Source organism: Brevundimonas sp. NPDC046655, from assembly GCF_044901625.1.
In the GTDB taxonomy this organism is placed as follows: domain Bacteria; phylum Pseudomonadota; class Alphaproteobacteria; order Caulobacterales; family Caulobacteraceae; genus Brevundimonas.
This window is the reverse complement of the sequence record NZ_JBJDPV010000005.1, coordinates 114552-133655: the sequence shown is the minus strand read 5'-3', so window position 1 is coordinate 133655 and position 19104 is coordinate 114552. Positions and strand designations below refer to the sequence as shown.

Genomic DNA, 19104 nt, shown 5'->3' with positions numbered 1-19104 from the left:
GCATGACCCGTGCGAAGACCCGCAAGCGGCGCCCGCTGTTGACCCTGCTGCTGATCCTGGCCCTGATCCCGATCGGCGGGGTGGTGCTGCACCGCTTCGTGCCGCCTTTGTTCACCATCCTGATGGTCAAGCAGGCGGTCGCGGGTCACGGCATGGACTATCGCTGGCGCTCGCTGGATCACATCTCGCCGCGTCTGGTCGAGGCTGTGATCGCCGCCGAGGACGCCCGCTTCTGTCAGCACCACGGCTTTGACGTCGAGGCCATCCAGAAGGCGATGGAGGCCAATGAGCGGGCCGAGCAGCGGGGCTCAGACAAGCGGCGCGGCGCCTCGACCATCAGCCAGCAAACCGCCAAGAACGTCTTCCTCTGGCCGAGCCGCGACTGGGTCCGCAAGGGGCTGGAGGTCGGCTACACGGGCCTGATCGAGCTGGTCTGGGGCAAGCGCCGGATCATGGAGATGTATCTGAACGTCGCCGAGTGGGCGCCGGGCGTCTATGGCGCCGAGGCCGCCTCGCGCCATTGGTTCGGCAAGAGCGCGGACAAGCTGACCGCGCGCGAGGCCGCCCGCCTGGCCGCCATCCTGCCCAGCCCGCGCCGCTACAAGGCGGCGTCGCCCGGCCCCTATGTCCGCCGTCGCGCCAGCCGCATCCAGGCCGCCATGGGCACGGTGCGCGAGGCAGGGCTGGACCGCTGCGTCGACCGCTAAGGCGGCGTTAACCGTCAGCATAGGGCCAAGCCTTAACCGAACCGCGTCACCCTTCGCCGGAATGCGGACCTGTGTCCGCTGCGGAATTCAGGGGCCGAGACGGTGAGATACGGCGCAATGAACGGACTGGACCGGCTGGCGCGCGGGGCGCGGGGCCTTGTTTTGCGTTTCGTGCGCGGCACGCGCGGCAATGTCGCGATGATGTTCGCCCTCGCGCTGCCGGCCCTGCTGATGATTTCGCTCGGCGCGGTCGACATTCACCAGGCCTCCAAGGTGAAGGCCCACCTGCAGGATGCGCTGGACGCGGCCGCCCTGGCCGCCGCGCGTTCGAAATACACCGACGACACCAATCTGAACCGCATCGGACTGGCGGCGCTCAAGGCGAACATGCCCGCCTATTTCCACCCGGACAGCGAGGACACCGCCAGCTTCACCCTGGACAATAACAAGATCGTCGCCAACGCCCGTGTGAACGTGAAGGTGCTGGTCGCCAATATCGTTCTGCCGCCCTATGGCAAGCTGATGGACGACTACCTGCCGGTCGGCACGTCGTCGGAAGTCCTGCGCGCCTCGCGCAACGTCGAGGTGGCGATGGCGCTGGACATCACCGGATCGATGGCCGGTCAGAAGTTGAAGGATCTCAAGGCGGCGGCGAACGAACTCATCGACATCGTGGTGCAGACCGAACAGACGCCCTTCTATTCCAAGGTCGCCCTGGCGCCCTATTCCATCGGGGTGAACGTCGACACCTACGCCAACGCCCTGCGCGGCGCGCCGGTCGGCACGACCTCGATCTCCAAGGCGGAGTGGGCGGCGGGTTCCAGCGTGACGATTTCCAAGGTGACCCGCGCAAGCACCGCGCGCGTGACCGCCAACGGCCATGGCTTGACCACCGGAGACTCGGTCTGGATCAAGAGCATCAGCAACATGAGCGGCCTGAACGACAGGGCCTATACGGTCACGGTCAGGGACGCGAACACGTTCGACCTCAACGGAACCAGCACGACCGGCTACAGCAAGGACGGGACTAACGGCAACGTCACGCGATGCCTGGCTTCCGGATGCACCGTGGTGGTGACGTCCAATAATCATAAGCTGTCGGACAGCGACTATGTCGCGGTGTCCGGCGTTCGGGGAATGACGAACCTCAACGCGACCTGGCAGGTGGACAGCGTGACCGCGAACACCTTCCGCACCACGCTCCTCGGTCCGACCCAGGCCGCCTACACCAGCGGCGGCGACGCCCAGTGCGGCTATGACGGCTGCAGGGTCCGGATATTCAGAAACATGCGGGGGAGTGTTCTTCAGAAGACCATCTCCAACTGCGTGACTGAACGGCCCGGCGCCTCCGCAGGCACCGACGCGGCGCCGGGCGTCGACGCCTGGCTGGGGCGTCTCTATCCGACCGAGTCGGCCTGTCCCTCCGCCAAGATCACGCCGCTGACGTCTCTGCGCGACACTTTGAAGGGTCAGATCAACAGCTATAGCGCCACCGGGGGCACCGCGGGGCAGATCGGTCTGGCCGCGGCCTGGCATCTGATCTCGCCGAACTTCAGCAACATCTGGCCGAGCGACGGCGCTCCTGCGGCCCACGATCCGTCCAAGACGCTTAAGGCCGTCGTTCTGATGACGGACGGCGATTTCAACACCAACTATTGCCAGGGCGTGCTCGCCGCGAACGCGGGCTACGGCGACGCCGACACCCGGATCAACTGCAACGCCCAGAACGGCGATCCATTCAGCCAGTCCATCACGCTGTGCAACGCGATGAAGCGAGACAACATCGTCGTCTATACCGTGGGCTTCAATCTCGGGACGAACCGCGGCAAGGCCGGCATCGACACCGCCATTGAGGTGATGGAGGAATGCGCGTCCTCCAAGGACAAGCATTTCTTCAAGGCCGAAAGCGGCACGGACCTGAAGGAGGCCTTCAAGGCCATCGGCCGCGACATCACCCGGCTGCGCATCGCCCGCTGACGCGGGCGAGGACGGACAGGCAAAAGGGCCGGTGGAGCGATCCGCCGGCCCTTTCTTCATCTTCGGCGATGCGCCGATCCGTCAGATCAGGCGGATCTCCTTGAGGCGCTCGGTCAGGAAGTCCTCGGCCAGGATGGTCTTGCCCGCATAGCGGTCCGGGTTTGCCGGGGTGATCGTCGACGGCAGGGTCTCGATCGGGAAGTCCGGGTTGAAGTGCAGGAAGAAGGGCGTCGAATAGCGGGCGAAACCGCGACGCTCGGGCGCGGGATTGACCACGCGGTGCGTCGTCGACGGCAGGACGTGGTTGACCAGGCGCTGCAGCATATCGCCGATGTTGACCACCAGGGCGCCCGCCGGCGGGGCGATGTCCAGCCATTCGCCGTCGGCGTCCTTCAGCTGCAGCCCCGCCTCTTCGGCGCCCAGCAGCAGGGTGATGACGTTGATGTCCTCATGGGCGCCGGCGCGCACGCCCGGGGCGTCGGCGGGGACCGGCGGATAGTGCAGCAGGCGCAGGACGCTGTTGCCCAGCTGGACCTTGTCCTCGAAGTAGTCGTCGTCCAGCTTCAGATAGCGGGCGATGGCCTTGAGGACGCGACGGCCCAGTTCGTCCAGACCTTCGTACAGGCCGTAGACGTGCGCCTGGAAGCCCTCGACCTCGGTCGGCCAGAGATTGTCGCGCATGTACTTCCGATAGGCGTGCCCTTCCGGCAGCTCGCGGCCGGTGTGCCAGAACTCCTTCAGGTCCACGGCGGCCGCGCCCTTGGCGGCTTCGACGCCGAAGGGGGTCAGGCCGCGCGCGCCGCCCGTGCCGGGCTGGTGATACTGGCGCTTCACGTCTTCCGGCAGGGCGAAGAAGGTCTTGGCGTCGGACACGGCGGCGTCGATCAGGCCCTGGTCCAGGCCGTGGTCGGCGATCACCGCGAAACCGTAGCGAGCGAAGGAGGCGCCCAGGGCGTCGGCGAAGGCCTGGAAGTCGGCGTCATAGCCCTTCATCGACACGGGGACGATGGCGCGGGTCTTGGTCTGGTCCTCGGCGGAGGAAGCGGTCAGCGGAGAGCTCACGGGCGGAAAATGCCTCTGAATGGGTGATATGAAGGGTTTCATACGCCTTGCCGCAACAAATTGGCAGCCCGGCGCCCTCGCGGCGCGATCTCGTCTTTGACTCTCAAGCGGCGCTGTTGTGGGGTGCGGGTTCAGTCAGGATGGAGGACGACATGGACGCGCGATCGCAGCCTCAGCCGCCCAAGGGCGAGGGGACATGGACCCTGCTCCAGTCCCGGGCCGACCGCAGCTTCTGGCAGCAGACCCGCACCCTGACGCCAGAGCGGTCCGTCACCTGGTTCGTGATCACCCGCCCGCCCGAGCAACTGTCCTACGACAGCTTCGACGAGGCCGAGGCGATGTTCCGGGCCATGGACGAGGATTGATCGGGGACGGATAGGACAAAGGCCCCGCGGGGCTTCCGCGAGGCCTTTGATGGTGGAGCTTAGCGGAGTCGAACCGCTGACCTCTTGCATGCCATGCAAGCGCTCTACCAACTGAGCTAAAGCCCCGCGCCTTGCGGCTTGGGTATGTGCCGGCGAACCGGGTCGAGACGAATGGTGGAGCTTAGCGGAGTCGAACCGCTGACCTCTTGCATGCCATGCAAGCGCTCTACCAACTGAGCTAAAGCCCCGAACCTTTCGGTCGGCCTCGCCGGAGATTTTGGCCCCCAGCGAGGGGCGGAAACTATGTCAGGCCTTTTGAGAGATCAAGCCGGTCCGACAACTTTTTTTCCGCTTATTTTTCCGACCCTTGGTATCAGTCGTCGTCGCGCGACGGCTTGACGAGGTCATCGTCCAGGCTGTCGTCGTCTTCGTCCTCGATGAAGGGCACCGAGTCATCGTCGTCGTCGCTCAGGGCGTCGTCGTCGTCGCCGTCGGACGAGCCCATGCCGGCGTCGTCGGCGCCGGGTTCGCCGTCGTCGTCGTCGTCCGGCGTCAGGATCGGCTCGTGGCCTTCCTCGTCGATTTCGGGGGTCGAGGCTTCAGCGTCCTCTTCCTCTTCGTCGCCGTCGACCGACTTGTCGGCGACTTGATCCTCGGCCTCGTCGTCGGCGGCGAAGCCGGCGCCGGCGCGACCGCGAACGCGGCGGTTGCGCATGGCTTCTTCAAGCGGATCGAACTCGGTGTCGCACTTGGGGCAGTGCGCCGGGCGACGGTTCAGATCGTAGAATTTGGCCTGGCAGTTCGGGCAGACCTGCTTTTGGCCCAGTTCGGGTTTGGCCACGGGATAACCTTCGGCAGGAGTTGAAAATCCGGAATTCGGCCGGCTCCCTTGCCACCCAAGGGGGCCGCTGTCAAAAGCCTTCTTATCCGCGCCAGCGCGGCGTTTCCTGAACAATTGGAGTTTTTGGCCAGGTGACCGCCTCTTCGACCCTTACTGCGCGTCCTGTTGTCGCTTCCCTGAAGGGCGCCGTCCGCGCGCCCGGCGACAAGTCGATGTCGCACCGCTCGCTCATCTTCGGGGGCATGGCCGAGGGCGTGACCGAGATCGAGGGCCTGCTGGAGGGCGACGACATCCTGGCCACCGCCCGCGCGGTCGAGGCCTTCGGGGCCAAGGTCGAGCGGCTGGGTGAAGGCCACTGGCGCGTGACCGGGCAGGGCGGCTTCACGACGCCGGCTTCGGTCATCGACTGCGGCAACGCCGGCACCGGGGTGCGCCTGCTGATGGGCGCCGCCGCCGGCTATGACCTGAGCGCGACCTTCGACGGCGACGCCTCGCTGCGCAAGCGGCCGATGAAGCGCGTCACCGGCCCCCTGGCTGACATGGGCGCCCGTTTCGACTGGAACGCGGCCGAGGACCGCGTGCCCCTGACCCTGCACGGCGGCGGTCTGACGGGGATCGAATATGTGCAGACGGTGGCCTCGGCCCAGATCAAGTCGGCCATCCTGCTGGCCGGGCTGAACGCGGCGGGCGAGACCGTCGTGGTCGAACCGGAAAAGAGCCGCGACCACACCGAGCGGATGCTGCGCGCCTTTGGGGCGGTGGTGGACGTGACCGAGGAGGGCGAGGGCTGGCGCATTCGCCTGACGGGCGGACAGAAGCTGAGCGGAACTGATGTGGCGGTGCCGGGCGATCCCTCGTCGGCGGCCTTCCCCCTGGCGGCGGCCCTGATCACGCCGGGATCGGAGGTGACGGTCCAGGGCGTCATGCTGAACCCGCAGCGCACCGGCCTGTTCGACACCTGGATCGAGATGGGCGCCGACCTGACCATCTCCAACCGCCGTGTCAGCGGCGGCGAGGACGTCGGCGACATCACGGCCCGCTATTCCGCGCTCAAGGGCGTGATCGTGCCGGAAGACCGCGCCGCCTCGATGATCGACGAATATCCGATCCTGTCGGCCGTCGCCGCCTATGCCGAGGGCCGCACCATCATGCGCGGCATCGGTGAGATGCGGGTCAAGGAAAGCGACCGGATCGCCCTGATGGTCGCCGGCCTGACCGCCTGCGGCGTCGCGGTGGAGGAAGAGGCCGAGGGCTTCATCGTCACCGGTGGTCCGGTCAAGGGCGGCGCGACCGTCGCCACCGCCCATGATCACCGCATCGCCATGAGCCACCTGATCCTCGGCCTCGGCGCCGAGCAACCCGTCTCGGTGCTGGACCCGGAAATGATCGCCACCAGCTTCCCCGGCTTCGTCCATATGATGAACGGGCTGGGCGCCGACATCGGCGAAGGCCGTGGCTAGGGCGCGAAAGAAGTCCGGCCTTGGGTCCTGGTTTCAATTCGTGCTCGCCGCCTGCTTCATGGCGTGGTGCAGTCTGGAGGGCGCGCGCTTTCTGTGGCGCAGCTGGCAGGCGGGGATTCTGCTGCACGGCAAGGGGCCCGATGTCGCGCTCAGCGACAAGCCGCTTGTCTTCTGGGGCCTGAGCGGCTTCTACAGTGTCTCGGTTCTGGCTGCCGGCGCCTTCGCCGTTTTCTGCCTGTTGATCGCTCTTCGTGACGTGACAAGAAAGACAAACTCCTGACCCAAGCGCTCGTCATCGCCGTCGACGGCCCCGCCGCATCCGGCAAGGGCACCATCGCCGCGCGCCTGGCGACGCACTACGGCCTGCCGCATCTGGATACGGGGCTGCTGTATCGAGCGGTGGGACTGGCGGTGCTGGATGCGGGCCATGATCTGGGCGACGCCGCAGCGGCCGAGGCGGCGGCCCTGTCGCTGGATATCGTCGGCCTGGCGGATAACCTGCGCCTGACCGAGCGCGACGCGGGCGAGGCGGCCAGCCGGGTCGCCAGCCATCCGGGCGTGCGCGCCGCCCTGTTGAAGCTGCAACAGGACTTCGCCGCCCAGCCCGGCGGCGCCGTTCTGGATGGGCGCGACATCGGCACGGTCATCGCCCCGGACGCCACAGCCAAGCTCTATGTCACCGCCACGCCCGAGGTCCGCGCCGAGCGCCGCTGGAAGCAACTGACCGCACGAGGGCAGGACATCGCCTTCAATGACATGCTGGAGGACATCCGCCGGCGCGACGAGCGGGATTCGGGACGGGATTCCGCGCCCATGGTCCAGGCCGAGGACGCGGTCTTGCTGGACACGACCGATCTGGGTATAGAAGCCGCCTTCGATGCGGCCCGCCGTATCGTCGAGGCGGCGCGCGTCCGGCATGGTCTCTAGAATTCCCTCAAGCAGCGATGCGGTAGGGAAGGCATAGAGCCCGGCGGACAAATCCAACGCTCCTGACCTCGGCTTCCGCGGGCGTTCTGGCTTTATCTGTTCGCGCCCTCTTGCGCCGGCCTCGCGTCCTGACGACCTGATTTTCCCTTTTCCATCCTTATCCACCCGCGCGGGGCCATCCGGTCGCGCGCCTCAACCCCAGAGTTCCATGACCGACACTCTCAACCCCTCGCGCGACGATTTCGCCGCGCTGCTCGACGAACAACTGCAGGGTCGCGACCTTGGCGAAGGCCAGGTCGTTCACGGCCGCGTCGTCGGCATCGAGAAGGACATCATCATCATCGACGTCGGTCTGAAGACCGAAGGTCGCATCCCGGCCCGCGAATTCGGCATCGGCGAAGGCGCCGTCATCCCGAAGGTCGGCGACAACGTCGAAGTCTACCTGGAACGCGTCGAGAACGCCCTGGGTGAAGCCGTCATCAGCCGCGACAAGGCTCGCCGCGAAGAAGCCTGGACCCGTCTGGAAGTCGTCTTCGCCGAAGGTCAGCCGGTCAACGGCGCCATCGTCGGTCGCGTCAAGGGCGGCTTCACCGTCGACCTGGGCGGCGCCTCGGCCTTCCTGCCGGGCTCGCAAGTCGACATCCGCCCGGTGCGCGACGTCGGCCCGCTGATGGGCAAGGAACAGCCCTTCGCCATCCTGAAGATGGACCGTCCGCGCGGCAACATCGTCGTCTCGCGTCGCGCCATCCTGGAAGAAGCCCGCGCCGAACAGCGCACGGAGCTGGTCGGCCAGCTGCAAGAGGGTGAAGTCCGCGAAGGCGTCGTCAAGAACATCACCGACTACGGTGCGTTCGTCGACCTGGGCGGCATCGACGGCCTGCTGCACGTCACCGACATGTCGTGGAAGCGCGTCTCGCATCCGTCGCAAGTCCTGGCCGTCGGCGACACCGTCAAGGTCCAGATCGTCAAGATCAACCCGGACACCCAGCGCATCAGCCTCGGCATGAAGCAACTGCAGTCGGATCCGTGGGACGGCGTCGAAGCCAAGTACCCGGTCAACGCCAAGTACACGGGCCGCATCACCAACATCACCGACTACGGCGCCTTCGTGGAGCTGGAAGCCGGTGTCGAGGGCCTTGTGCACGTCTCGGAAATGTCGTGGACCAAGAAGAACGTCCATCCCGGCAAGATCGTCTCCACCTCGCAGGAAGTGGAAGTCATCGTCCTGGACGTCGACAGCGCCAAGCGCCGCATCTCGCTGGGCCTGAAGCAAGCCCAGAACAACCCGTGGGAAGCCTTCGTTGAGGCTCACCCGATCGGTTCGACCGTCGAGGGCGAAGTCAAGAACGCCACCGAGTTCGGCCTGTTCGTCGGTCTGGACAACGACATCGACGGCATGGTCCACCTGTCGGACCTGGACTGGAACGTCTCGGGCGAAGAAGCCATCCAGCGTTACCGCAAGGGTGAAACGATCAAGGCCAAGGTGCTGGACGTCGACATCGAGAAGGAACGCGTCTCGCTGGGCGTCAAGCAGCTCGGCGGCGACCCGATGGAAGGCGACGTCTACAAGCGTGGCCAGCAGATCACCGTCACCGTGACGTCGATCGAAACGGGCGGCATCGAAGTCAAGTTCGGTGAAGACGACGCGCCGGTCACGGCCTTCGTCCGCAAGTCGGACCTGTCGCGCGACCGCAACGAGCAACGTCCGGAACGCTTCGCCGTCGGCGATCGCATCGACGCCATGATCACGGGCATCGACAAGGCCACGCGCCGCGTCTCGGTGTCGGTCAAGGCGCTGGAAATGAAGGACGAAGCCGAGGCCATCGAACAGTTCGGTTCGTCGGACTCGGGCGCTTCGCTCGGCGACATCCTGGGCGCCGCGCTTCGCGAAAAGGCCGGTTCGAAGGACTAATCGTCCTCTTCGACCAGAAAATGGGGCGGCTGGAGCAATCCAGCCGCCTTTTTTCTTGCGTGACGGGCAAGAACCCGCGCCAATGGCGAGGCTACCCCTTGAGAATCGCTCTTAATCTGATGCGCCCTCTTTATTCCTGTGGCGTCAGACGGTTAGGGTGCGGACCTGAACGGAAGCGACTGCATCTGAAACAGCCACGGGCGGGGGCCTGAATGATCAAGTCTGAACTGATCGAGAAGCTGGCGGCCGAGAACATCCACCTCACCCACGCCGAGGTGGAACGGGTCGTCAACGTCATCCTGGGTCAGATGACAGAGGCTCTGTCCGACGGCGGACGGGTCGAACTTCGGGGCTTCGGCGCCTTTTCGGTGCGCAGCCGCCCTGCGCGGGTCGGCCGCAATCCCCGCACCGGCGAGACGGTGGAAGTGCCCGCCAAGGCCGTGCCTTTCTTCAAGAGCGGCAAGGAACTTCGCGAACGCCTGAACGCGTCCGGCGACGCCTGAAACGAAAGACTGAGTTGAAATGAGCCTGCTGACCGAGTTTCGTGAATTCGCTGCGCGCGGCAACGTCGTCGACCTGGCGGTCGGCGTCATCATCGGCGCCTCGTTCGGCAAGATCGTCACCAGCTTGGTCGATCAGGTCATCATGCCGCCCATCGGCCTGCTGCTGGGCAAGGTCGACTTCGCCCACCTGGAATGGGTGCTGAAGCCTGCGGACGCCGCGGCCGGCGTCGAGAAGGTGGCCATCCAGTACGGGGCCTTCATCAACACCCTGATCCAGTTCCTGATCGTGGCCTTCGTCGTCTTCCTTCTGGTCAAGGGCATCAACAAGATGCGCCGGGAACAGGCGCCGGAAGCCGCCGCCCCGACTCCGACCGAGGCCCTGCTGACCGAAATCCGCGACGAACTGAAGGCGCGGCCCTAGGGCTGGACGCTCGAGGCGAACCGCGGGCGCGGCCGCTCAGGCCGAGGCCTTCGATCCGGTCGGAACTTCCTTGTCCGAAAGCCTTCGCCATTGACCGCGCGGCGCGCGCGGGGGCAGGGGCCGGATGCAGAAGGAATAGTCGCCGTCGAACGGGGTCGGACGCCAGCCGCCGACGTCCTGCCCCCCTGCCCCCAGGAGACCCGGCGTGAAGGCCGCATGGCAGTGACCCCAGCCGCCCTCGCGCCGCGCGCGGCGCGCCAGGTCGCCGAGATCGCGCAGGGTGCTTTCCGAGACGACCTGGAGCCGCACCTTGGCCGCGCCGAGCGCGGGGGCGAGTTTCAGCAGGGCGTCGACCAGGGCCGGGATCGCCTGCCGGTCTCGATCCAGGGCCTCCAGATCGAGAATCTCCAGCATCGGCGGCTCAATCGGATTGCCCTTGCCCAGCAGGGCCAGGGCGTGACCGGTGATTTCCCCGTTCACGCGGCGCGCCAGGTGAAGCGGGCGGACCGTCAGATCAGGGTCGGACAGCCGCCAGCGCAACACGGCCGGGCTTCGGTCCGCCGTCAGCCGCCCCTGATCGCGCAGGGCCGTCCAGAAGTCGGCGTAGGGCGAGGCGTCCGACAGGTCTGTCAGTTCCGAGATCCCGCCAGGCAATCCCGTCATGTCGAGGGCTGGCCGAGGGCCCGGCATCAGCTGTTCGCCGAGCCAGCGCGCGGCGCGCGGCTCGCGCGCCACGAGCCGGCGCAGGGCGCGGCCGTAAAGGCAGGCCACGGGGTTGATGACCCATGACAGCTTCAGCCCGTGGGTCGCGATCGGCCAGGGGGCCATGCCGAACTTCTTGTACAGGGGGCTGGATCGGGCGTTGGCGTTCAGCGTGTATCGCGCAAAGCAGTTCGGCTGGGCGACGAAGGCGCTGAGAAGATCGCGGCTGCGGCCTCTCTGATCGGGCGGAACGATGACCGAAAAGCCGGTCGCTCCATGCAGGGCGCGCTCGCCGATCCAGAAGCGCTGGATGAAGTTGCCGAGAAAGGCGGCAGGCCCGCCGTCGGCGCCCTCGATCACCCAGCCGGAGGGGGCGTCCATCTCGCGCCGCGCCGGGTTGTCGTCCAGCCAGCGCCAGCCTTCGGGCGAGCGTTCCGGCCACCAGACGTCGCGGTGCAGCCGGTTGACGGCCGGGATGTCTGAAGGGTGAAAGCGACGGATCATGACACGGCGTTATTCCTGAACGGGACTCGAACAACCCACGGGGCTGGAGGTTGCATAGAGCGTTCCAGATTGAAGACATTCCCGTTAAAGTTGTTGTTCGTTGTTTAAAAAATGCGTCATTGCGATGACGGGTCGCGGCGTTAACGCTTGTCCGCATGGCTTCGTCGTGCTGTTTCTCCGGCCTTAATGCGCCAGTCTGGGCGCAGCATTTGGGAGAACGCCGTTGAGCACGACGGATGGGGGGGGCGCGCTTTCGGCGGCGCCTCGCAAGACGTTTCTGGGACACCCGCGGGGGCTGGTGGTCCTGTTCCTTACAGAGATGTGGGAGCGCTTTTCCTACTACGGCATGCGGGCCCTGCTGGTCCTCTATCTGACCCAGCACTTCCTGTTCGGCCCGAAAGAGGCGCAGGGCATCTACGCGGCCTACGCCGCGCTGGTCTATCTGATGCCGGTGGTCGGCGGGATGCTGGCCGACAAGTATCTGGGATCGCGCAAGGCGGTCATCATCGGCGCCGTTCTGCTGGTCGCCGGCCACTTCATGATGGCCTTTGAAGGCACCGGCGGTCGCGAGAAGCTGACCATCGGCGCCACGACCTATGAACTTCAGGTCGAAGGCCGCGATCAGAACCGCGCCATCTTCGCCGTCAACGGCGACGAGCGCACCCAGATCACGATCTCGCCGGAAGGCGTGTCCAGGGTCGGCGCCGAGCCGGCGGCCGCAGTCGCGGCTGACGCCGCTGTTCCGGCGGTGGCCCAGGCGAGCGGCTTCCCGGCCTTCACCGCCACGGACGGCTACAAGCTGGAAACCGTTCGCGATCTCGGCTTTGGGGAGCCGGTTCTGTTCTTCGCCCTGTCGCTGATCATCGTCGGCGTGGGCTTCCTGAAGGCCAATATCTCGACCGTCGTCGGCGCCCTTTATGAAGAGAACGATCCCCGTCGGGACGGCGGCTTCACCATCTTCTACGTCGGCATCAACCTGGGCTCGGTCCTGGCCACGGCGGCCTGTTCCTATCTCGGCATCAAGTACGGCTGGGCCTATGGCTTCGGTCTGGCCGGCATCGGCATGACCCTGGGTCTGATCACCTTCATCCTGGGCCAAAGCTGGCTGGAAGGTCGCGGCGGCCCGCCGCAGCCGGAAATGCTCAAGACCCGCAAGGTCTTCGGCGTGCCGTTCGAGGCCGTCTTCTGGATCGGCGGCCTGGTCACCGTCCTGCCGGTCTGGCTGCTGATGCAGCGTCACCACATCATCGAGACGGCCCTGCCCTGGCTGGCCGGCCTCATCTTCGCTTCGGTGGTCGGCTACGTGGTGTTCAAGCTGCGCGGCACCGAGCGCAGCCGCATGCTGGTCGCCCTGACCCTGATCTTCTTCTCGGTGCTGTTCTGGGCCCTGTTCGAACAGGCCGGTTCGTCGCTGACCCTGTTCGCCGACCAGTCGACGGCCATGCCGTCGTGGTTCAATGCGCCCATGACCCAGATGTTCAACCCGGGCATCATCGTCATCGGCGGTCCGATCATCGCCGCCCTGTGGGTGTGGCTGGGCAAGCGCAACATGGAGCCCTCGACCCCGGTGAAGTTCTCCTTCGCCCTGGTCCTGGTCGGCGCCGGCTTCCTGCTGCTGACCTGGGCTTCGATGACCCAGGCCAACGTGGACTTCCGCGTGCCGCTGATCTTCCTGTTCTTCACCTACTTCCTGCACACGATGGGCGAGCTGTGCCTGTCGCCGGTCGGGCTGTCGATGATCACCAAGCTGTCGGTGGATCGCGTTGTCGGCCTGATGATGGGCGTCTGGTTCCTGTCCAGCTCGGTGGCGCACATCGCCGCTGGCTTTATCGCCCAGGCCACCTCGACCGACACCGTCGCGGGCGTGGTCACCAGCCCCGAATTGGCGCTGCAGACCTATGGCTCGATCTTCGGGACCATCGGCTGGACCGGCGTCGTCGTCGGCGTGGTCCTGCTGGTGCTGTCGCCGCTGCTGAAGAAGGGCATGGCGGGCATCCACTGATCGCCTGACATCCCGATCGACAAGAGAAGGGCGGCGTCTCGCAGGAGGCGCCGCCCTTTTCAGTTGGTCCGGGGGAGGCCCCGTTCTTCCCGTGCTTCCTCCAGGAGACGGGCCGGGGTCTTGGTCTTGAGCCCTAGAAGGTCTTGCGCACGCGGATCTGCCAGAAGGTGCGAGGGTCGACGAAGCGCTCCTCGACGAAGGCCACGGGCCGGGTCTGGCGGTTGGCGAAGACGATCTTCTCCTGATCGAAGTCGTTCCAGATGTTGACCTGGGCTCGGATCGACAGGGTCGGGGTCGGCTTGTACTCGGCCCACATCTCGTAATAGTCGGTGCCGCGCCAGCCCGAGACCTGGTCCGGCTGGTAGTTCTTCTGGCCCAGCAGCGGGATCCAGGCGCCGCCCCACTGCAGCTTCCACGATGTGATGTCCTGCTGGAAGGTGACGGTCGCCTGGGTCGGCCGCACGCCGGAGATGGGGCGGGTCTCGCCCGTCGTCGGGTCGGTGACCTCGGTCTTGTTCCAGGTGTTGCGGAAGCCGAACTTGCCGCCCGAAAGTCCCAGCTTCGTCGTCGGGATGGTCACGTTGAGCGCCAACTGATCCAGGGTGCCGTCGCCGATGTTGCCGACCGCCGCCAGGCCGCCGTCCAGCGGGATCAGGTCGATGGCGTCGGTGATCTCGTCGTGGCGCAGACCCAGGCTGACGATGCCCTCGCCCCAGAAGCGCTTCTCGAACGTCAGCTCGCTGATCCAGCGAGACTCCGGCGACAGGTTCACATTGCCGCCGAAGACGCTCTCATCGGCGAATTCGGCCGAGGCGGCGAAGTCGTCAAAGTCCAGCTGGCCCACGGTGCGCTCGAAACGCGCGCGGACCTGGGTATTGGCCATGGGCGTCCAGGTGGCCAGGATGCGCGGCTTGGCGAAGAAGAAGCTCTTTTCCTGCGAGGCGTCGCCCGACTGGCTGATGGTCGAGGATTCCAGCCGCAGGCCGCTCTCCAGCGTCCATTTCGGATTGATCCGCCAGGTGCCCTTGCCGAACAGCTCGCCGCGCGTCTCCTCGACCTTGACCGAGGCCGAGGGCAGGGGAACGGCCACGCCGCCGACCGAATAGGCCTGTTCGGTCTCCAGCATGTTGTAGGCGACCTCGCCGCCGGCCTCGAAGTCCATGGCGGGCGACCGCTCATAGCGGACCAGGCCGCGCAGGATGGTCTCGGAGCCATTGCCGTTGGAGGCGAACAGCTGTTCCGGGCTGACCACGGCGCCGTCGCGGTTGCGCGAGGTGGAGACGTTGTCGAACTCCTCGAACTCGTGGATGAAGCGGGTCTCCAGCTTCAGCTTCTCGCTCAGCGGCCGCGTATAGACCACGCCGACTTCGCCGCTCTTGCCGTCGTTGTCATAGAAGCTTTCGCGCAGGACGTTGGGGGCCGTCTGACGGTTGATGTTGTGCCAGTCGTTGATGCCGTAGCGCGCCGTCAGGTCGATCTTGCCGCCCATGAAGGGGCTGGAGTAGTTGCCGCGGATCGAGTTCCCGCCGCCGTAGCCGTCGTTGTAATACTGTTCGTTGCGCAGGACGTTTCCGTTGGCGTCGGAGCGCACGACGTAGCCGGCGCCGTTGGAATCGCTGGACGAGATGCCGTCGCTCAGGGTCACGCCCCAGGTCCGGTCGCCCTCGCGAGCCGTGAACTGATAGGAGCCGCCGAACAGATCCTGGCCGCCTTCGAACAGGCTGGCGTTGGTCGTCAGGATGTGTTCGCGGCTGGAGGTGGTTTTCAGGATGACGTTGGCGACGACCGAATAGCCCTGCATCTCGATGCCGGGGGCGCCGCCCCGGACCAGTTCGATGCGCTCGACCTGGGCGGCGACCGTGCGGCTCAGCACATTGGAGCCGGTGTCGTTCTTGGAGGCCGGACGCGAGCCGTTGATCAGGATGTTGCCGACCGCGCCTTCAAAGCCCCGGGCGCCGTCGCCGTCGTTGACCGAGAAGCCGGGGATCCGGTTGACCATGTCCAGCGCCGTGTTCGGACGGGCGTCCTTGAAGAAGTCGGGCGCGAAGATCAGGACGCCCTGGTCGCTGGCCTCGGCGGTCTGGGGGGCGCGCGTGGTCTCGGCCAGGGCCGGGGCTGCAGCGGCGAAAGCCAGCGCGGCGGTGGTGGCCAGCAGAATGGTCTTGGTCATGGCGTCGTCCTCTCCCTCGGTCGTGGGGAAGGTGTGACGGCAGCGAGGCCCAGCCTCCAGTTACAAGCCTGACAGGTGGATTAAATTGCGGACAGCATTACCGAATAGTCAGATTACAGCCTGGCTGGATACTGTTACGCCATCTGACATGATCTCACGTATCCTCGCTCTTTCGACGCTTGTTCTCTCGCTGTCGGTCGGCGCTACCGCTCAAGCGCAGGACGGCGAGACGCCCGCGACCACGGTGGACGAGATCGTCGTCACGGCCCGTCGCACCGACGCCCCGATCTGGGAGGTGACGCGCGGCGACAGCACCCTGATCCTGGTCGGCGCCATCAGCGGCGTGCCGCGCGATGTCGAGTGGCGGCCCGAGGCCCTTGAGGACGCGGCGCGGCGCGCGCAACGCATCCTCTTCCCTCAGGAGGGCCGCGCGTCCCTGGCCGACGTGATGCGCCTGATCTGGCGTATCCGTACGATCGCACGCCTTCCGAACGGCACGACGACGGCGGACTACCTGTCGCCCGAGGTTCAGGCGCGACTCGAGACGGTGATGGCGGACCAGCGGAACGACGGCTGGCGCACCAACAGCCTGATGATCCTCAGCATGGATCTGACGGGCGACAAGGCCGGCTATGAGCGGGGCCGCACCCGCAACGCCACTGACGTCATCAAGAAGGCGGCACGCGACGCCCGCATCCCGGTGCGCCCGGTCGGGACCGTGCGCGGCGACGAGATCGTCGACAACCTGATCACCGCCCCGCCCGCCGCCTACGCCACCTGCGTGGAGCGCGCCCTGGCCGCCGCCGAGGCGGGACCGGAGGGGGCCGCAGTGCGCATTGCGGCGTGGAAGGCGCGCCGCGTCCCCGAGGTCATGGCCCAGCCGCTGGAGCAGGCGCTCGGCCTGTGCTGGCCCTGGGGCGACCCCGAGATCGCGCCCCTGCTGCGCCGTCAGTGGGCCGAGGCGGTGCAGACGGCGCTGGACGAGCCGGGCGTGACCCTGGCCGTCGCCCAGTTGCGCGTCCTGGCCGAACCGAATGGCGTGCTCGATGCGCTGGAGGCCGAAGGCTACGAGATCGAGGGGCCGGCGTGGAAGGCTGCCGCCGCTGACGACTGAGCGGACGGAATGATACAGGTTGGACCAATGCCGGGGAGGTCGAGGATGCCGAGATCTATGACGCTTCTCGCCGCGATGGCGGGTCTGGTCCTCGGGCTGCCCGCCGCCGCTCAGGATGATCCGACGACCGAGCTGGAAGACATCGTCGTGATCGCGCGCCGGTCTGGCGCCCCGTTTTGGCGGATCCGTGACGGCGACAGCACGGTGATCCTGGTCGGGTCGGCCCGGTCGATCCCCCGCGACATCGTCTGGTGACCCGAGGCCTTGGAGGCGGCGGTGCAGCAGGCCGACGCCATCGTCATGTCGCAGTCGGCGACGATGAGCCTGGGGGATTTCATGCGTCTTCGCCGCGCCAAGGCGCGGTTGCCGCAAGGGACGACGGTCGCCGACTATATCGATGCTGAACAGCAGGGGCGGCTGCAGCGGCTGGGCGTCAATTGTCGGCGGGACTATTCCGAACGCGGCCTGGTCGCCATCGCCGAGGACTTGCTGAACCGCCGACTGGCCTATGGACGCGGGAACGGACCCAGCGCGGAGAGCGTGATCCGCGCCACGGCGCGGAAGGCGAACAAGACTTCGGTCCTGGTCGGCGACATGGACGCCCATCACATCGATGAGGCGGTCGCTGTGCCGGATCAGGGCCAGGTCGCCTGTCTGACGGCCGCCATGAGCGCCGTCGAGGCTGGGCGGGACGGCGTCGTCTTGCGGGCGTCCAGCTGGGCGCGTCAGGACGTGCCCAGCCTGATGGCGACGCCCCTGGGACAGGCCATCGACCGCTGCGCCTGGTTCGCGGATGGCGAACTGCGCCGCGCGGGCCGCGCCCAATGGGGCCAGGCGCTCATTGATGCGCTGGCCGCGCCCAAGACCACCCTGATGGTCGCCCCCGTCAGCATCGCCGCCGAGCCAGCCGGATTGCTCGATCAGGCCGAGGCGCGAGGACTGGACGTCAGCGGCCCGGATTGGAAGGCCGACTGATCCCAGATCAGACCGCCGTGCCGCCCACGGTCAGGCCGCCGATCTTGAGGCTGGGCTGGCCGATGCCGACGGGGACGCCCTGGCCGGACTTGCCGCAGGTGCCGACGCCGGGGTCGAAGGCGAAGTCGTCGCCGATCATCTGGATATGGGTCAGGGCCGTGGCCCCGTCGCCGATCAGGGTGGCGCCGCGCACCGGGGCGGTGATCCTGCCGTCCTCGATCAGATAGGCCTCGGTGCACTGGAAGACGAACTTGCCGTTGGTGATGTCCACCTGGCCGCCGCCGAAGTTGGCGGCGTAGAGGCCGCGCTTGGTGCTGGCGATCATGTCGGCCTGCGTGTCCCTGCCGCCTTCCATGAAGGTATTGGTCATGCGGGGCATGGGCATGTGGGCGAAGGACTGGCGACGCCCGTTGCCGGTGGCGTTCGCCCCCAGCTGACGCGCCGACAGGCGGTCGTGCATCAGGCCGACCATGATCCCGTCCTCGATAAGGACGGTGCGCGAGGTCGGGGTGCCTTCGTCGTCGAAGGACAGGGAGCCGCGACGTCCGGCGATCGAGCCGTCGTCCACCACTGTCACGCCGGGGGCGGCCACGCGCTGCCCCATCTTGCCGCTGAAGACCGAGGAGCCCTTGCGGTGGAAGTCGCCCTCGAAGCCGTGGCCGACGGCTTCGTGCAGCAGGACGCCCGGCCAGCCGGCGCCCAAGACCACATCCATCTCGCCCGCCGGACAGTCGACGGCGTCGAGGTTGATCAGGGCCTGGCGCAGGGCCTCGTCGATCTGGCCCTGCCAGCGGTCGGGGGCGATCCAGGCCTCGAAGCCGGCGCGGCCGCCGGCGCCGGACGAGGCGCTCTCGCGCCTGCCGTCGCGTTCGACCGTGACCGAGACGTTCAGCCGGACCAGGGGGCGCACGTCGCTGAGCAGGCGGCCGTCGGCGCGCAGGATCTCGACGGCGCGGCGCTCGCCGATGATCGAGGCCGAGACCTGAACCACGCGGGGGTCGCGGGCGCGTGCCCAGGCGTCGATTTCCGACAGCAGTTCGATCTTGTCCGAGAAGCCGGGCGAGGCGAGGGGATCGACCTCGTCATAGAGCTTCTGATTGGTGGCGCGCGGGGCCTCGGCGGCTTGGCCGGCGTAGCCGCGCTTGGCCAGGGCGGCGCTGTCGGCGGCGCGACGGATGGCGGCGGCGGAAATCTCGTTGGCGTGGGCGTAACCGGCGGTCTCGCCCGCCACGACGCGCAGGCCGAAACCCTCGACCGCGTCATAGGAGGCGCCCTTCAGCCGTCCGTCGTCGAAGACCAGGGATTCGCTCTCGGTCTTTTCCAGAAACAGCTCGCCGTCGTCCGCGCCGGCCAGGGCCGTCTGCAGGATGGACAGGGCCTCGTCGGGGGCCACGCCGGAAGCGTCGAGGATGGGGGAGGGGGAGGCGACGGTGCTCATGGAGGCTAGATAGGCGCTCGACCG

18 protein-coding genes and 2 tRNA genes are annotated in these 19104 nt (G+C 66.9%); 13 read left to right on the top strand and 7 right to left on the bottom strand.

The genetic code is table 11. The annotated features are described in order from the left end of the window. Positions 1–2 precede the first annotated feature (2 nt). Positions 3–707 (top strand): monofunctional biosynthetic peptidoglycan transglycosylase, encoded by a 705-nt coding sequence (mtgA, locus tag ACI2KI_RS14180; RefSeq protein WP_404621084.1) that lies wholly within the window; start codon positions 3–5, stop codon positions 705–707. A 117-nt stretch (positions 708–824) separates the two neighbouring features. After that, the gene (locus tag ACI2KI_RS14175; protein ID WP_404621082.1) at positions 825–2684 is read left to right on the top strand and encodes a ubiquitin-activating E1 FCCH domain-containing protein; all 1860 of its coding nucleotides are present in this window, start codon (positions 825–827) and stop codon (positions 2682–2684) included. An 81-nt stretch (positions 2685–2765) separates the two neighbouring features. Here the strand turns inward: ACI2KI_RS14175 and ACI2KI_RS14170 are convergent, their stop codons facing one another. Continuing rightward, positions 2766–3677 (bottom strand): isopenicillin N synthase family dioxygenase, encoded by a 912-nt coding sequence (locus ACI2KI_RS14170; protein ID WP_404621308.1) that lies wholly within the window; start codon positions 3675–3677, stop codon positions 2766–2768. A 221-nt stretch (positions 3678–3898) separates the two neighbouring features. Between ACI2KI_RS14170 and ACI2KI_RS14165 the strand changes: the two genes are divergently transcribed. Beyond that, positions 3899–4111 (top strand): hypothetical protein, encoded by a 213-nt coding sequence (locus ACI2KI_RS14165; RefSeq protein WP_404621080.1) that lies wholly within the window; start codon positions 3899–3901, stop codon positions 4109–4111. Positions 4112–4161: 50 nt separating this feature from the next. On the opposite strand, the gene ACI2KI_RS14160 is transcribed toward ACI2KI_RS14165, so the two are convergent. The 3 genes from ACI2KI_RS14160 to ACI2KI_RS14150 all read right to left on the bottom strand — a co-directional run bounded on the left by ACI2KI_RS14160 (position 4162) and on the right by ACI2KI_RS14150 (position 4952). Further along, positions 4162–4237 (bottom strand) — tRNA-Ala (locus ACI2KI_RS14160). A gap of 46 nt (positions 4238–4283) precedes the next feature. Next, positions 4284–4359, bottom strand: a tRNA-Ala gene (locus tag ACI2KI_RS14155). A gap of 125 nt (positions 4360–4484) precedes the next feature. Beyond that, positions 4485–4952, bottom strand: a complete 468-nt coding sequence (locus tag ACI2KI_RS14150; RefSeq protein ID WP_292083801.1) for a TIGR02300 family protein — start codon at positions 4950–4952, stop codon at positions 4485–4487. A 131-nt stretch (positions 4953–5083) separates the two neighbouring features. Here ACI2KI_RS14150 and aroA point away from each other — a divergent pair, with 131 nt between their 5' ends. From aroA to mscL, 6 genes are all read left to right on the top strand, one after another. Next, complete coding sequence (gene aroA / locus ACI2KI_RS14145; protein ID WP_404621078.1) at positions 5084–6412, top strand: 3-phosphoshikimate 1-carboxyvinyltransferase; 1329 nt, start codon at positions 5084–5086, stop codon at positions 6410–6412. Between the two features lie 40 nt (positions 6413–6452). Further along, on the top strand, positions 6453–6692 hold the full coding sequence (locus ACI2KI_RS14140; RefSeq protein ID WP_313412994.1) for a hypothetical protein: 240 nt from the start codon (positions 6453–6455) through the stop codon (positions 6690–6692). Further along, positions 6689–7339: a (d)CMP kinase gene (cmk, locus tag ACI2KI_RS14135; protein WP_404621306.1), complete on the top strand. Its 651-nt coding sequence runs from the start codon at positions 6689–6691 to the stop codon at positions 7337–7339. The genes ACI2KI_RS14140 and cmk overlap by 4 nt, the downstream gene beginning before the upstream one ends. Positions 7340–7547: 208 nt before the next feature. Continuing rightward, a complete protein-coding gene (gene rpsA, locus ACI2KI_RS14130; RefSeq protein WP_292083798.1) occupies positions 7548–9251 on the top strand; it encodes a 30S ribosomal protein S1 in 1704 nt (567 codons plus the stop codon). A gap of 212 nt (positions 9252–9463) precedes the next feature. Further along, positions 9464–9754, top strand: coding sequence for an integration host factor subunit beta (locus ACI2KI_RS14125; RefSeq protein ID WP_105562595.1), 291 nt, complete (start codon positions 9464–9466; stop codon positions 9752–9754). A gap of 19 nt (positions 9755–9773) precedes the next feature. Continuing rightward, positions 9774–10175, top strand: a complete 402-nt coding sequence (mscL, locus tag ACI2KI_RS14120; RefSeq protein WP_313101346.1) for a large-conductance mechanosensitive channel protein MscL — start codon at positions 9774–9776, stop codon at positions 10173–10175. A gap of 36 nt (positions 10176–10211) precedes the next feature. On the opposite strand, the gene ACI2KI_RS14115 is transcribed toward mscL, so the two are convergent. Then, the gene (locus ACI2KI_RS14115) at positions 10212–11381 is read right to left on the bottom strand and encodes an N-acetyltransferase (protein WP_404621075.1); all 1170 of its coding nucleotides are present in this window, start codon (positions 11379–11381) and stop codon (positions 10212–10214) included. A 223-nt stretch (positions 11382–11604) separates the two neighbouring features. Between ACI2KI_RS14115 and ACI2KI_RS14110 the strand changes: the two genes are divergently transcribed. Next, positions 11605–13383 carry an oligopeptide:H+ symporter gene (locus tag ACI2KI_RS14110; RefSeq protein ID WP_312064163.1) on the top strand — a complete coding sequence of 593 codons (1779 nt, stop codon included), beginning with the start codon at positions 11605–11607 and terminating at the stop codon, positions 13381–13383. Between the two features lie 133 nt (positions 13384–13516). On the opposite strand, the gene ACI2KI_RS14105 is transcribed toward ACI2KI_RS14110, so the two are convergent. After that, the gene (locus ACI2KI_RS14105; protein WP_404621072.1) at positions 13517–15553 is read right to left on the bottom strand and encodes a TonB-dependent receptor plug domain-containing protein; all 2037 of its coding nucleotides are present in this window, start codon (positions 15551–15553) and stop codon (positions 13517–13519) included. A gap of 148 nt (positions 15554–15701) precedes the next feature. On the opposite strand from ACI2KI_RS14105, the gene ACI2KI_RS14100 reads away from it, so the two are divergent. From ACI2KI_RS14100 to ACI2KI_RS14090, 3 genes are read left to right on the top strand one after another with little or no spacing between them, the layout of a single operon-like run. Then, on the top strand, positions 15702–16667 hold the full coding sequence (locus ACI2KI_RS14100) for a TraB/GumN family protein (protein WP_404621070.1): 966 nt from the start codon (positions 15702–15704) through the stop codon (positions 16665–16667). A 57-nt stretch (positions 16668–16724) separates the two neighbouring features. Further along, positions 16725–16922 (top strand): hypothetical protein, encoded by a 198-nt coding sequence (locus ACI2KI_RS14095; protein WP_404621068.1) that lies wholly within the window; start codon positions 16725–16727, stop codon positions 16920–16922. Between the two features lie 9 nt (positions 16923–16931). After that, positions 16932–17642: a TraB/GumN family protein gene (locus ACI2KI_RS14090; RefSeq protein WP_404621066.1), complete on the top strand. Its 711-nt coding sequence runs from the start codon at positions 16932–16934 to the stop codon at positions 17640–17642. A gap of 7 nt (positions 17643–17649) precedes the next feature. Here the strand turns inward: ACI2KI_RS14090 and tldD are convergent, their stop codons facing one another. Continuing rightward, positions 17650–19080 carry a metalloprotease TldD gene (gene tldD, locus ACI2KI_RS14085; RefSeq protein WP_404621064.1) on the bottom strand — a complete coding sequence of 477 codons (1431 nt, stop codon included), beginning with the start codon at positions 19078–19080 and terminating at the stop codon, positions 17650–17652. Positions 19081–19104: the final 24 nt, after the last annotated feature.

What these genes read in the sequence shown, in the direction of transcription:
- mtgA (WP_404621084.1), top strand. Translation starts at nt 3, where the DNA reads ATGACCCGTGCGAAGACCCGCAAGCGGCGCCCGCTGTTGACCCTGCTG.
- ACI2KI_RS14175 (WP_404621082.1), top strand. Translation starts at nt 825, where the DNA reads ATGAACGGACTGGACCGGCTGGCGCGCGGGGCGCGGGGCCTTGTTTTG.
- ACI2KI_RS14170 (WP_404621308.1), bottom strand. Translation starts at nt 3,677, where the DNA reads ATGAAGGGCTATGACGCCGACTTCCAGGCCTTCGCCGACGCCCTGGGC.
- ACI2KI_RS14165 (WP_404621080.1), top strand. Translation starts at nt 3,899, where the DNA reads ATGGACGCGCGATCGCAGCCTCAGCCGCCCAAGGGCGAGGGGACATGG.
- rpsA (WP_292083798.1), top strand. Translation starts at nt 7,548, where the DNA reads ATGACCGACACTCTCAACCCCTCGCGCGACGATTTCGCCGCGCTGCTC.
- ACI2KI_RS14125 (WP_105562595.1), top strand. Translation starts at nt 9,464, where the DNA reads ATGATCAAGTCTGAACTGATCGAGAAGCTGGCGGCCGAGAACATCCAC.
- mscL (WP_313101346.1), top strand. Translation starts at nt 9,774, where the DNA reads ATGAGCCTGCTGACCGAGTTTCGTGAATTCGCTGCGCGCGGCAACGTC.
- ACI2KI_RS14115 (WP_404621075.1), bottom strand. Translation starts at nt 11,381, where the DNA reads ATGATCCGTCGCTTTCACCCTTCAGACATCCCGGCCGTCAACCGGCTG.
- ACI2KI_RS14105 (WP_404621072.1), bottom strand. Translation starts at nt 15,553, where the DNA reads ATGACCAAGACCATTCTGCTGGCCACCACCGCCGCGCTGGCTTTCGCC.
- ACI2KI_RS14100 (WP_404621070.1), top strand. Translation starts at nt 15,702, where the DNA reads ATGATCTCACGTATCCTCGCTCTTTCGACGCTTGTTCTCTCGCTGTCG.
- ACI2KI_RS14095 (WP_404621068.1), top strand. Translation starts at nt 16,725, where the DNA reads ATGACGCTTCTCGCCGCGATGGCGGGTCTGGTCCTCGGGCTGCCCGCC.
- tldD (WP_404621064.1), bottom strand. Translation starts at nt 19,080, where the DNA reads ATGAGCACCGTCGCCTCCCCCTCCCCCATCCTCGACGCTTCCGGCGTG.